Here is a 12,537-nt window from a genome sequence, read left to right as displayed (position 1 = left end):
CGATTACATCGAGATGTTTTACAACCCAAAACGACGCCACAGTTTCAACAATCAGCTGTCACCGGTAGAGTTTGAAAAGCGTTACGCAGCGAGCCTGGAGAGTGTCTAGGAAACCCGGGGCGATTCAGATAAAACTAAGGAGAGAAAATATACCAAGGCTGCTGAAACTGAGCTGGATAGTCAGCTAACTGCATTGGATAAATATCAAGAGCTTTTCCCCAATAGCCCCAAGGCCCACGAAGTTAAGAAAATGATAATCAGGCCGCAGCAATTGAAATAATGTAAAAACAAACCCCTTAAAAGTTGCACTTTAAGGGGTAAATGTTAGTTTATATAAAGGAGTAGAGATTACAGGCCGCCAAGCTATTTAATTTCTACATTACCAGTTTGCTTATTCAGTTTAACATTTAAGAATAAAGTAGCAAGGGCAAAACGTAATCTTCTCCTAAAAATAATAAAAATTTTAGAGGAGAATATGCGTGATACACAAACAGCCCTTGAGCTTTACAAGTCAAAACTTCCACCCAAGCCATACCATACGAATAATTACACCTTCGGTAAACAGGTAGGCTCTTTAAAGTCAGCCCTTAAATCTACCTATCTACAACCAAACTCACTAACACATAAGTATTTCATTATTCTGGATTTGGACAGTGATACCAGTGTGCTGGACTGGACAGATAAAGGCTTGCCACCGCCGCACCTGATAGTAAGAAATTTGGATAATGGTCGTTCGCATATGACTTACATTCTAAATAGATCCGTCAAAACCGACGTGAGCGGGCGTTTAAAGCCTCTCAAATACTGTTCTGACGTGGAGCACGGCATTGCTGTCAGAGTGGGCGCAGACATGAATTATAATGGCTTGCTGACCAAGAATCCGTTTAATTCATCTGCCTTTAAGGTTCTATCGTTTGCTGATCAACCTTATGACCTGGACTACCTTAACGAATTTGTAGATAAAGATCTCGTCAAAAAACAACGTGAAGCTAAAAGGAAGAACAAAATAGAGGATGGTTTTGCATCTGGTAGGAACTGCACTCTGTTCGACAATCTGCGAGTCTGGGCATATAGCAATTGGCAGCACCATCCCCCCGCAGAGCTACAATCAGTGATCCATGAACAGGCGGAGCAATTCAATAACTTTGAATGTCAATTAGGGCGCAGAGAGGTTGAAACCATTGCTGGTAGCGTCTATCGCTTTATAAGTCGTAACTTCTCCATAGAAAGGCTTAACGAGTTGAAAAGCGAGAGGGCTAAACAGTCGAGGCAGAAAAGTTCGGCCAATCTCATTTATGTAGATGGCAAGCCTTGGGAAGAAGAAGGCATACCGAAACGGACTTACTATTATAGAAAGGAGCATAATGTGGATGCGGAACGTCCGATAGAGGCACAAAATAAGCCTTGGGAGAAAATGAATATGAGCCGCAGAACGTATTACAGGAAGAAAAGCCAAGGTCTAATTGAGGTGAGTGGTTTGTAATTTGGCACTAAAGTTGCACTTTTACTATATCAGGGATAATAGCCCCGTAGGGGGAGTATCTTGGCGAGGATTTACCCCGCCTCATAGAAAAAATTTCGGAAAATAAAAAACCGCCCATTCAAGGCGGCAATATATACACGATTTTTATGTTCCGGCTCCACCATTACACAGGCAACATCCAACTAATACTTGTCTAAATCAATATAGTTTGGGTATCACTTTCTTTTAAGTAGGTAGAATGTAGTCATGTAGCTTATCATGACAGCTTCTGTTCTGACGGCGCTTAGGCGACCTACGGGCATAGCGCTATCGCCAAAAGTTATTTTTTGCATGATACGTTCTAACTGCTCATCTTTCTCCAATTGATAAGTATTATCAGATAAAACTCGATTATACTCAAAAATCATTCCCGCCATTTTTTTAGCGTTATCGTTATTTGCGATTGCCGCACTGAAAAAATCTTGGAAGAATATAATTTGTGGGAGATACAATATATTAAATAGCGAATCATTATCCGCATCGTCGAGCTTAAAGTTTTGTTTGATTCCATTCCTCAAATCATTTACATAAGCTACCGAAATAAACTGCATAACTTTCGTGTATGTTTCGATATTTAAACTTTCATCTGCTGTAACTGGAGTCACCTTTTCCAGCAACTTCAATGCATCCAAAAGCGGTCGATACATTAAATTAACATCATCTATCTCAACTGAATCATCTTCACAAATCGCAGAATATTTTCCTATCAGCGCTTTGATAGCTTGACTTGCTTTCATTAAGCATCCTTACTGTTGCATTAAATATTGAGTGAGCAAAAATGATAGAGGCATATTAGTATCACTCGATCACATATCAGTCAAGTCAAAGATTATTTCTTGCAAGCCATGGCATTTAGTTTCTTACAACGCAACATATACAACAATGCTCGCAACAGCGATCTTTCGATTTTTTAGTATTTGCATATTTTCTACAAATCGATCTATTCATTGCATTCATCGGCGTGCGAATTTCATGGCTCATGGTGGCCAGGAACACGGTCTTGGCACGGTTCGCATCGTCGGCGGCTTCCTTGGCCTGTTGCAGTTGCTGCAACAGTTGCTGGCGCTTGCGGATCAGGTGGCGCTGGTAGGCGATCCAGCCCAACGCCAGCAGCAACAAGATCGCAGCCACGGTAAAACCCTGGAAGATCGCCGTGCGGTTGCGCAGCCAATAGCTGTCTTGCACCGTGACTTCGTTGCGCCAGCGGCTGGTCAATTCGTCCATTTCCTCGGGAGGAATGCTCAGCAGGGCCTTGTTCAGGATCGAGTGCAACTCAATGGCCGAACGCGCGGTGGCGAAGGTCACCCGCGCCGGTTCCGTGCCCACGGTGCTGGTGATATGCAGGCGTTCGCGATAGCGCCCCGAGATCATGTAGCGTGCGGTGATGAGCGAGTTGAGCGCGGCGTCGGCGCGCCCGCTGGCCACGTGCTCCATGGCCTCGGCCGGGCTCTGCGCGTCAATCAACTCAATGCCTGGCGCACCCGCTTCGATCAGTTCGGTAAAGCCATTGCCCGGCACCATCGCCAGGCGCTTACCGGCCATGTCATCCAGGGTTTGGGGGCTGCCGGGCTTGTCGGGAGACACCAGCACAAAGGGGTTAATCAGGTACGGGCGGGTGAAGCGCAAATCGGCGCCGCGCTCCAGGCTGGGCGTGACGACGGCCATCAGGTCCACCGTGCCGTCCTTGATCTGCTGGATTTGCGCGCCCAGGGAGCGACCCCTTACCACTTCGAATTTGAGCCCGGTGCGCAGGCTGATTCGCGCCAGCACCTGGGCGCTGAGGCCGCGAAACTCCCCCTTTTCATCGATGAACGACAAGGGCAGGAAGTCGTCGATGACCGCCACGCGGACCTTGGGGTGCTGGGCCAGCCAGCGTTGTTCGCTGGTGCTGAACTGCAAGCCCTGGCGCGCGGTGAAACTGGTACCGCCACCGCTCCAGCGGCGCAGGATGGTCATGCGCTCGCCCGGGGAAATGGCCCGCAGGGCCGCATTGACAATGCCTTGCAGGCGCGTGTTGTCGCGGGCCATGGCAAAGGCGAAGGGGTTGCTTTCCAGGCGCGAGAAATCCGCCAGCTGCACGTTGTTCAGGTAGTTGTTGTTTATCAGGTAATTGGCGCTGATGGAGTCGCCCAAATAAACATCGGCCTGGCCGAACGCCACGGCGCCGATGGCGCTCAGGGTCGAGGGGTACAGTTGCAAGCTGGCCAGGGGATAGAAGTCGCGCACGGCCTGGTGCGGCAGGTAATGGTCGAGCATCGCCACGCGCTTGCCCGCCAGGTTAGCCGGCAGCTCGCGGGTATCGCCCTGGCGGGTGACCAGGGTCGGCGCGTCATCGGCGTAGGTGTTGGACATGCACAACTGCGGATCGGCGGCCTCAAAACCGTTGGCCGTGCCGAGCAAATCCACGTCGCCGCGCTTGAGGGCCGCGATGACCGCGTCGCGGGACTCATAGCGCTGCACCTCGATGGGGATATTGAGTAACTGCGCCAGCAGGTCGGCGTAGTCGGCGCTCAGGCCTTCGTAGTCATGCTGGTTGAGGGTCAGGTCAAAGGGTGGGTAGTCCGGCGCCGAAGCCCCCAAGCGCAGCACGCCCTTTTCCCGTAGCCAGCGGCGGTCGGCGGCGTCCAGGTCGACCCGGTAGTCCTGGACCATGGAGCGGCCCAGCAAGTGCAGCGACTGCGGCTCGGCCGCCGTCGCCAGGCCAGCCCCTAGCAGCATCAGGGCCAGCAGTGCACAACGCACCGGGCGCATCACCTAGATGAGGTCATTACGCCTGGCGAAATCGCGCAAGTGGACCAACGACTCCACCTTGAGCTTTTCGGTCAGGCGATGTTTGTAGGTACTGACCGTCTTGGGGCTCAGCAGCAGAGTTTCAGCGATGTCCTTGTTGTTCATGCCTTGGGCCAGGCGTTGCAGGATCGCCAGTTCGCGGTCCGACAACTGCTCGATCAACTCGTGCTCCGAATGCTGCACCTGGCCTATGTGCACCGAGCTGCTGGGCAAGCGGGGAAAGAAGGTGTAGCCGGCCATGATCGCGCTGATGGCCTTGTCCAGCTCCACCAAGTCATGGGTCTTGGCGATGTAGCCCAAGGCACCGTTGCGCATGCAGCGCGAGGAATAAAAGGTCGGATCGTGGGCGGTGTACACCAACGCCCGGCTCGGTAGCTCCAGTGCCTGGAGGCGTTGCAACAGGCCCAGCCCATCGAGCTTGGGCATCGCGATATCGAGCACGACCAGCTCGGGGCGCTCGTCGCGGGCCAAGGTCAGCGCCTCGGCACCGTTGCCGGCCTCAAGGACCACCTCGAACCCATGGCGTTGCAGCAGCATCTTGACTGCTGCGCGAATGACCGGGTGATCGTCAACGACCAGTGCTTTCTTCATGTGAACTCCTAAAAACAAACACCGGGTACCTGCACCTAAGCCGCGACCACCCGCTGCGGCACCGGGGCTGCCCCATCACTCATACACCAGGAATCGGGGCTCGCCTACCTGTCAGAAGTACCAGTTCAGACGAGTGGTCATCCTGCCCTGACGCCCGCCCGGCAAGGGCTGCGTATCAATTAAGGGTGGGGATTACAAAAGAAGGGATCACCGCGATGCGGTGCGCCGGGGTATGGCCGCGTCGGGCCACTGCTCGACGAACGCTGCTGGGTCGACCCGCCGCATCAGGCTTTGCAGGGCCTCGAGTTCAGGACGCCGGGCACTGCTGACCTGCACCCGGCTGCGCAACAGCGAACCGACCTGGGCGAAGCGCCCGTGGCGGTCATGGTAGATGCAGGCATGGCGGACTTGCGGGTTGTCTGCGCACAAGGCCAGCGGATCGAAGTCGACGCTCAATGTCGCGCTGACAAGCACCAAGTCGAACGGCTCGCCCCCGTACTCCACCAGCGTCAGCAGTTCCTGAACCGAGTGCACAGGGGCAATGCGGAAATATCCCAGGTAATTGAGCGAGCGCTCCATTTGCATGCGATGAAAATGCTGCTCATCGGCGATCAGAATGCGTAACGCTTTATTCAACATCTTCGAGTAACCATGGGGTGGCATTTTGGCAAGGCCATGATGGCCCGCCGCAGAGAACCCGAAGGCTATGCGAGAGAAAACTCGTTTGATGTAGGAGTATTCCCAAAAATCAACAGGAACAATCCCATGCCGATCTTCAGCTCAGCCGCGCTGCCCGTGCATTCGCAGGCGCGCGCGCCAATGTTTCATAGCGTTGACGATAGATTGACCACCAAGCTGCCGGCAGATGGCCCGGCCAGGCATTGAGAAAGCGCAGCCGCTCGCGATACTCGTTTACCAGCGGGAAGCCTGACCGAAACAACGGATCGAGGATGGCAGTTTAGTGGCTTCTAATTTATAGTGATTCTCATGTAGATTTAAAACGCTGTCAGCCTTCCCCCTGCCAATACCCTGAGAAAGTCGGCCACGGACGGTTGCGCCCCCCTTCAATTCCCGCTGTGTTCTCTCGTCGTACTGACAGCTGCGGCGCCGGTTGCCCTCAACCGCGCCCACGCGGGTGTCATGGCGGGCAAAGAGCGGCAACGGGTTGACTCTCTCTGGCTGGAACCCTGCATGAAACGCCATCGACGCACCCGCCACGCCCTGCTCGCCACGCTCCTGCTGATCCCCGCCATCGCCGCTGCCACCTGGGCCTTGCTACCACCGGGGCGAGACAAACTGAGCACCGTGCAGGTCACCCGCGGCGACCTGGAAAACAGCGTCACCGCCCTAGGCACCCTGCAACCACGGCGCTACGTGGACGTCGGCGCCCAAGCCTCGGGGCAGATCAAAAAGATCCATGTCGAAGTCGGCGATGCGGTCGAGCAAGGCCAATTGCTGGTGGAAATCGACCCCGCCACCCAACAGGCCAAACTCGACGCTAGCCGCTTCTCCGTGCAAAACCTGCAAGCCCAGTTGCAGGAACAACAGGCGCAGAACGAACTGGCCAAACAGAAATACCAGCGCCAGCAACACCTCGCCGCCGGCGGCGCCACCCGCGAAGAAGACGTGCAAACCGCCCGCGCCGAACTCAAGGCCACCCAGGCGCGCATCGACATGTTCCGCGCGCAGATCCGCCAGGCCCAGGCCAGCCTGCGCAGCGACGAAGCCGAGCTGGGCTACACGCGCATCTACGCGCCGATGGCCGGCACGGTGGTGGCCCTCGACGCCCGCGCCGGCCAGACCCTCAACGCCCAGCAGCAGACGCCGTTGATCCTGCGCATCGCCAAGCTGTCGCCGATGACCGTGTGGGCCGAGGTCTCGGAGGCCGACATCGGCCACGTCAAACCCGGCATGCACGCCTACTTCACCACCCTCAGCGGCGGCACGCGGCGCTGGACCAGTACCGTGCGCCAAGTGCTGCCGGTACCGCCCATGCCCCTGGACCAGACCGGCCAGGGCGGCGGCAGCCCCAACAGCAGCAAAAGCGGCAGTGGCCGCGTGGTGCTCTACACCGTGCTGCTGGACGTGGACAACGGCGACAACGCGCTGATGGCGCAAATGACCACTCAGGTATTCTTCGTCGCCAGCCGCGCCCACAACGTCCTCACCGCACCGATTGCGGCCCTGGACAGCCTGCCCGGCAGCGACCGCCAAAGCGCCCGGGTCGTCGCCGCCAACGGCCAGGTGCAGACCCGCCCGGTGCGCACCGGCATCAGCGATCGCCTGCGGGTGGAAATCCGCGAAGGCCTGGACGAAGGCGAGCATCTGCTCATCGGCCCCGCCACCGGCAGCGGAGGCTGAATGCACACGCCCCTGATCGACCTGCGCGATATCCGCAAAGCCTACGGCGGCAACGACACGCCCCTGGTCGAAGTGCTGCGCGGCATCGACATGCGCATCCACGCCGGGGAATTCGTCGCCATCGTCGGCGCCTCCGGCTCCGGCAAATCCACCCTGATGAACATCCTCGGCTGCCTCGACCGGCCCACCTCGGGCGAATACCGCTTCGCCGGGGAAAACGTCGCCCACTTGAGCAGCGACGAACTCGCCTGGCTGCGCCGCGAGGCCTTCGGCTTCGTGTTCCAGGGCTATCACCTGATCCCCTCGGCGTCGGCCCAGGAAAACGTCGAAATGCCGGCCATCTACGCCGGCACGCCCGCCGCCGAACGCCACGCCCGCGCCAGCGCCCTGCTCGAACGCCTGGGCCTGGCCACGCGCACCGGCAACCGCCCGCACCAGTTGTCCGGCGGCCAGCAGCAACGGGTGTCCATCGCCCGGGCACTGATGAACGGCGGCCATATCATCCTCGCCGACGAACCCACCGGCGCCCTCGACAGCCACAGCGGCGCCGAGGTCATGCGCCTGCTGGACGAACTGGCCAGCCAGGGCCACGTGGTCATCCTCATCACCCACGACCGCGAAGTCGCGGCCCGGGCCAAGCGCATCATCGAAATCCGCGACGGCCTGATTATCAGCGACAGCGCCGCCGACCAACCGCCCACTCCCGTCAACCGTGGCGCACTGCAAGCAGTGGACCTGCGCAAACGCCTGAGCGAAGGCAGCGAAGCCAACGGCGCCTGGAAAGGCGAACTGCTCGACGCCGTGCAAGCCGCATGGCGAGTGATGTGGATCAACCGCTTTCGCACCGCCCTGACCCTGCTGGGCATTGTCATTGGCGTCGCCTCGGTGGTGGTCATGCTCGCTGTGGGCGAAGGCAGCAAACGCCAGGTGATGGCGCAGATGGGCGCCTTCGGCTCCAACATCATTTACCTCAGTGGCCTGTCGCCCAACCCGCGCACGCCCGCCGGCATCGTCAGCCTCAACGACGTCGCCGCGCTCAAGGCCCTGCCCCAGGTCAACATGATAATGCCGGTCAACGGCGCCGAAGCCGGCGTGCGCTACGGCAATGTCGACCACACCAGCTACGTGGGCGGCAACGACACCCACTTCCCGGCCATCTTCAACTGGCCGGTGGTGCAAGGCAGCTACTTCACTCAGGCCGACGAAGACCGCGCCGCCGCCGTCGCCGTGATCGGCAAAAAAGTGCGGGACAAACTGCTCAAGGGCATCGCCGACCCCATCGGCCAGTACATCCTGATCGAAAACGTACCCTTCCAAGTGGTCGGCGTGCTCGCGGAAAAAGGCGCCAGCTCCGGCGAGCAGGACGCCGACGACCGCATCGCCGTGCCCTACTCCGCCGCCAGTATCCGCTTGTTCGGCACCCAGAACCCAGAGTACGTGGTGATCGCCGCCGCCGACGCGCGCAAGGTCAAGGAAGCCGAAGCCGCCATCGACCAGGTGATGCTGCGCATGCACAACGGCAAGCGCGACTACGAGTTAACCAACAACGCCGCCATGATCCAGGCCGAAGCGCGCACGCAAAACACCCTGTCGCTGATGCTCGGCTCCATTGCGGCGATTTCCCTGCTGGTGGGTGGCATCGGCGTGATGAACATCATGCTCATGACCGTGCGCGAACGCACCCGCGAGATCGGCATCCGCATGGCCACCGGCGCGCGCCAGCGCGACATCCTGCGCCAGTTTCTCACCGAAGCGGTGATGCTCTCGGTGGTCGGCGGCCTCACCGGCATCGCCCTGGCGCTGCTGGTCGGCGGTGCCCTGGTGCTGGCCGAAGTGGCGGTGGCCTTCTCCCTGCCCGCCGTGCTCAGCGCCTTCAGTTGCGCCCTGATAACCGGCGTGGTGTTCGGCTTTATGCCAGCGCGCAAAGCGGCCCGGCTCGACCCGGTCACGGCCCTTACCAGTGAATGAGTTCCCGATGAAAGCGCACCTCACGCTCCTCGCCGCCGCCCTGCTGCTCGGCGCCTGCACCCACCCGGCGCCACGCCCGGACAGCGGCCTCCCGACCCCGCACGCTTGGCAATCGGCCACGGCCCAGGCCAGCAGCCAGGACAACCGCCAATGGTGGCAAGGGTTCTCCAGCCCCCGGCTCAACCAATTGATCGCACAGGCGCAACAGGGCAGCTACGACGTCGCCGCCGCCACGGCGCGGGTGCGCCAGGCCCAGGCGCAAGCGGTGATCGCCGGCGCCCCGCTGCTGCCGCAACTGGACGCCGACCTCAAGGCCGGGCACAGCAAACTGATCCACGGCAACCGTGGCGATGACAGCCGCAGCGCCAGTGCCAACAGTTTCAGCGCCAACCTTAGCGCCAGCTACGAGGTGGATTTCTGGGGCGCCAACGCCGCGGCCCGCGACAGCGCCCTGAGCCGCGTGCAGGCCAGCGAGTTCGACCACGCCACCGTCGAGCTGACCCTGCTTTCCAGCGTCGCCGACCGCTATGCCCAAGTCCTCGCGGCGCGGGAGCAACAGCAGATCGCCGCGCTGAACCTGGCCAATGCGCACAGCGTCCTCAACCTGGTGCAAACCCGCTACAACTCAGGCTCGGCCACCGCCCTGGAACTGGTCCAGCAAAACAGCTTGGTGGCTGCCCAGCAGCGGCAACTGCCGCAGTTGCACCAACAGGCCGAAGACGCCCGCATCACCCTCGCCGCGCTGCTGGGCCAACCCGTGCAAAGCCTGGGCGCAGACAGCGAAACCTTCGCCCACCTGAGCTGGCCGAGCATCGACGCCGGCATGCCCAGCGACCTGCTCACCCGCCGCCCCGACATCGCCCGCGCCGAAGCCTTGCTCGCCGCCGCCCAGGGCGACGTGCGCGTGGCCCGCGCCGCGCTGCTGCCCAAACTGACCCTGGGCGCCAGCCTGGGCTCCTCGGCCGACCACGCCGCCGACACCCTGCGTAACCCGCTCTACAGCCTGACCTCGGGCCTGGTCGCGCCGGTGTTCAACAACGGCCGCCTGCGCGCCGAACGCGACCGCGCCAGTGCCGTGCAGGACGAACTGCTGCAAAGCTATCGCGGCGCGATCATCAACGGCCTGGCCGACGTCGAAAAAGCCCTCAACAGCATCGACGGCCTCGACCAGCAACGCCAATGGCAGGAAGAAGAACTGCGCCAGGCCCAAACCGCGTTTCGCATCGCGCAAAGCCGCTACCAGGCCGGCGCCGAAGACCTGCTGAGCGTCCTCGACGCCCAACGCACCCTCTACAGCGCCCAGGACTTCAACGTGCAACTGCGCCTGCAACGGATGCAGGCCAGCATCGCCCTGTACAAAGCGTTAGGCGGGGGCTGGCGCAAGTACGACACGAACCTGTAGCCACTTGTCGGCGGCTTCGCCCTCGCGTGCGCCTGCGCCCCTCGACACAGCAACCTCAACGCAACGGCGCAAGCCACCGGGCAAGCGCCCCGCCCAGCGCCTCCAGGTGCTGCGCGGCGACATCGATCAGCGCCAAGGCGTCATGGTCCTCGTCAAACACACTTGCTCATTGGTGTTGGCCCAACTGTGCAAAGCCTTGCACTGCACCTCAGTGCGCTTGCTCGCCCGCCAACGCCAGTAATGCTGCATCTGCGTGTGCATGCGGCTTTCAGCTGTAGGGGCTTGCTCGTACATATCATTCAAGGTGACCTGCGACAGCAGGCTGCTGAGTCGGCCAGTCCCACGGAAGCCACGGTACCGAACAGGCCAAGAAAACGCAGGTTCACCTTGGCTTCACCAATCACCCCACCGCAGAACCTTTGCACCCAATTGCAAAACACCCGCGCCTCAGCGGCGCCACGGGAGAAGCCGACAGGTGCGTTGGGGTAATGCGCGGGCGCTCGTATTGCACGGCGTTTATCAACCGTTTGTTGATAACGCAAAAAAACGCCGTAGTTCCTTATCTTCGGAGGCGTGACGAAAGTGCACTTGGGTAACGATGGCCGGGCTATCCAGCCCGCTCCCTTCAGGATGAACCGGCAGCACGATGTAAGCGTGAAATAGGGTTTTGGTCATGATCGCCTTGCCGATGCGATGGATCAGGCGCTTGCTGATAACGTTTTCCACTTTCCCCTGGCTTTCACCCGGGAAGGCACGGGTTAATTTGAGCCCCATGCCTGCACCTTTCTGGATGGTGATAGAGGGGTCCAGCGGAACTCCTTTCACGTCCTCGCCAAAATCAGGGCAGGCGCGAAACGTCCATGCCCGCAGCGCTGGCTTGAAGGCGCTTATGCGCACGGGGGCGTCTTCTGCAGTAGCACGCTGCGGTGTCTCACTTAACGGCGCTTGATTGACGCAGCGATGGTGTCGGCCATTTTCTTTAGTTCATCTTTGCCAATAGTCGGTTTGCCGTCGGGTGCATCCTCGGAGTTTTGCATCACGTAGAGCAGCAAGTTGGGGGTGTCTTCCTTGGCGTCAGGGTCGCCTTTGACGTAGGCGATATAGCCGTAGTCCAGTGTCGGGGGTAAGCAGCCAGCACGTTTTTTTTCTGCTTTGGAAAAGTACTCCTCGTCCCACGCACATTCGTAAATGGGGGAATAACTGGGACGGGTTATTTCGACAAAAGTAGATTGACCTTTGTAGCCACCCATTTGGACTGAGGGGAATTTACGAAAACCGAGGGCCTGGTATTTCACACCGCCCCAATCGGGACGTTCCCAAAATGTACGGAGTTCTTGCTCTACAGATGCGTTTTCCTCATCTGAATAATTTTTCATGAAGGATGCACTTTGATCGCGGAAAAGGATTTTTACGTCAGGATGATCTTTAAGGCGCATGATAGTGCCCATACTGCGTTTTTGGGGGCGGTCGTCCTTAAGGAAGGTCTGAAGTACCCACCGATTTTTGAGGCCCTCGCTGCTTGAGGTTCAAAAAATCCAAGTCGGCCGAAAAACAGACCTTTCTTGTCTTTAATTCACGGCTCTTTCCTCTGATCGTGCTGTTTCAGGGCGATCAGCCCGCATTACAGACGCACCTCTCCCGCATTCAACAACCGTTTTCGCACCATCCACAGGTTCGACAATGCGAACAAGGTTGTCTGTTGGGCGATGTTTTTCGACAAGCCACGAAAGCGTACTTTCGTGTAGCCAAACTGGCGCTTGATCACGCGAAAGGGATGTTCAACCTTGGCCCGCACCTGCGCTTTGGCGTATTCGATCTTGCGTCGCATACGCCCGATCAAACTCTTTTTTCCGTGCTTTCTATAGCTGCTGGGACGCGCGGCAATCGACCAAATCATCGTGCG

At 58.7% G+C, this 12,537-nt stretch carries 11 protein-coding genes and 1 pseudogene; 5 read left to right on the top strand and 7 right to left on the bottom strand.

What is annotated here, in order from left to right:
• Together AC19YR_RS23915 and AC19YR_RS23910 are read left to right on the top strand one after the other, a co-directional pair.
• Positions 1-109: IS3 family transposase (locus tag AC19YR_RS23915; protein WP_138762977.1), on the top strand; the 109-nt coding region annotated here is incomplete at its 5' end.
• A 366-nt stretch (positions 110-475) separates the two neighbouring features.
• On the top strand, positions 476-1,483 hold the full coding sequence (locus AC19YR_RS23910) for a replication initiation protein (RefSeq protein WP_500600367.1): 1,008 nt from the start codon (positions 476-478) through the stop codon (positions 1,481-1,483).
• A gap of 215 nt (positions 1,484-1,698) precedes the next feature.
• Here the strand turns inward: AC19YR_RS23910 and AC19YR_RS23905 are convergent, their stop codons facing one another.
• The 4 genes and pseudogenes from AC19YR_RS23905 to AC19YR_RS23890 form a co-directional block, all read right to left on the bottom strand.
• A complete protein-coding gene (locus tag AC19YR_RS23905) occupies positions 1,699-2,259 on the bottom strand; it encodes a hypothetical protein (protein WP_500600366.1) in 561 nt (186 codons plus the stop codon).
• A gap of 208 nt (positions 2,260-2,467) precedes the next feature.
• Positions 2,468-4,276: pseudogene (locus AC19YR_RS23900) on the bottom strand (transporter substrate-binding domain-containing protein); the annotation flags it as partial.
• Positions 4,277-4,903, bottom strand: coding sequence for a response regulator (locus AC19YR_RS23895; protein ID WP_500600365.1), 627 nt, complete (start codon positions 4,901-4,903; stop codon positions 4,277-4,279).
• A gap of 207 nt (positions 4,904-5,110) precedes the next feature.
• Positions 5,111-5,542, bottom strand: a complete 432-nt coding sequence (locus AC19YR_RS23890; RefSeq protein ID WP_500600364.1) for a response regulator — start codon at positions 5,540-5,542, stop codon at positions 5,111-5,113.
• A 552-nt stretch (positions 5,543-6,094) separates the two neighbouring features.
• Here AC19YR_RS23890 and AC19YR_RS23885 point away from each other — a divergent pair.
• Genes AC19YR_RS23885 through AC19YR_RS23875 form a run of 3 tightly spaced genes read left to right on the top strand, consistent with a single transcriptional unit; the run spans position 6,095 to position 10,634 of the window.
• Complete coding sequence (locus tag AC19YR_RS23885) at positions 6,095-7,264, top strand: efflux RND transporter periplasmic adaptor subunit (RefSeq protein ID WP_500600363.1); 1,170 nt, start codon at positions 6,095-6,097, stop codon at positions 7,262-7,264.
• Positions 7,265-9,232, top strand: a complete 1,968-nt coding sequence (locus AC19YR_RS23880) for a MacB family efflux pump subunit (RefSeq protein ID WP_500600362.1) — start codon at positions 7,265-7,267, stop codon at positions 9,230-9,232.
• Positions 9,233-9,239: 7 nt separating this feature from the next.
• Positions 9,240-10,634, top strand: coding sequence for an efflux transporter outer membrane subunit (locus AC19YR_RS23875; protein WP_500600361.1), 1,395 nt, complete (start codon positions 9,240-9,242; stop codon positions 10,632-10,634).
• A gap of 519 nt (positions 10,635-11,153) precedes the next feature.
• Here the strand turns inward: AC19YR_RS23875 and AC19YR_RS23870 are convergent.
• The 3 genes from AC19YR_RS23870 to AC19YR_RS23860 all read right to left on the bottom strand — a co-directional run.
• Positions 11,154-11,531 (bottom strand): hypothetical protein, encoded by a 378-nt coding sequence (locus AC19YR_RS23870; RefSeq protein ID WP_500600360.1) that lies wholly within the window; start codon positions 11,529-11,531, stop codon positions 11,154-11,156.
• Between the two features lie 38 nt (positions 11,532-11,569).
• Complete coding sequence (locus AC19YR_RS23865; RefSeq protein WP_500600359.1) at positions 11,570-12,070, bottom strand: hypothetical protein; 501 nt, start codon at positions 12,068-12,070, stop codon at positions 11,570-11,572.
• A 185-nt stretch (positions 12,071-12,255) separates the two neighbouring features.
• The coding region (locus tag AC19YR_RS23860) for a transposase (RefSeq protein WP_500600358.1) at positions 12,256-12,537 on the bottom strand (282 nt) is incomplete at its 5' end.

The sequence above is a fragment of the Pseudomonas sp. MF08817 genome (genome assembly GCF_059862705.1).
Note: the sequence above shows the minus strand (reverse complement) of the source record. Positions and strands in the feature narration are given on the sequence as shown.

Bases quoted from the DNA above. Each gene is read 5' to 3' on its own strand.
- AC19YR_RS23910 (WP_500600367.1), top strand. From the start codon at position 476: ATGCGTGATACACAAACAGCCCTTGAGCTTTACAAGTCAAAACTTCCA.
- AC19YR_RS23905 (WP_500600366.1), bottom strand. From the start codon at position 2,259: ATGAAAGCAAGTCAAGCTATCAAAGCGCTGATAGGAAAATATTCTGCG.
- AC19YR_RS23895 (WP_500600365.1), bottom strand. From the start codon at position 4,903: ATGAAGAAAGCACTGGTCGTTGACGATCACCCGGTCATTCGCGCAGCA.
- AC19YR_RS23890 (WP_500600364.1), bottom strand. From the start codon at position 5,542: ATGTTGAATAAAGCGTTACGCATTCTGATCGCCGATGAGCAGCATTTT.
- AC19YR_RS23885 (WP_500600363.1), top strand. From the start codon at position 6,095: ATGAAACGCCATCGACGCACCCGCCACGCCCTGCTCGCCACGCTCCTG.
- AC19YR_RS23880 (WP_500600362.1), top strand. From the start codon at position 7,265: ATGCACACGCCCCTGATCGACCTGCGCGATATCCGCAAAGCCTACGGC.
- AC19YR_RS23875 (WP_500600361.1), top strand. From the start codon at position 9,240: ATGAAAGCGCACCTCACGCTCCTCGCCGCCGCCCTGCTGCTCGGCGCC.
- AC19YR_RS23865 (WP_500600359.1), bottom strand. From the start codon at position 12,070: ATGCGCCTTAAAGATCATCCTGACGTAAAAATCCTTTTCCGCGATCAA.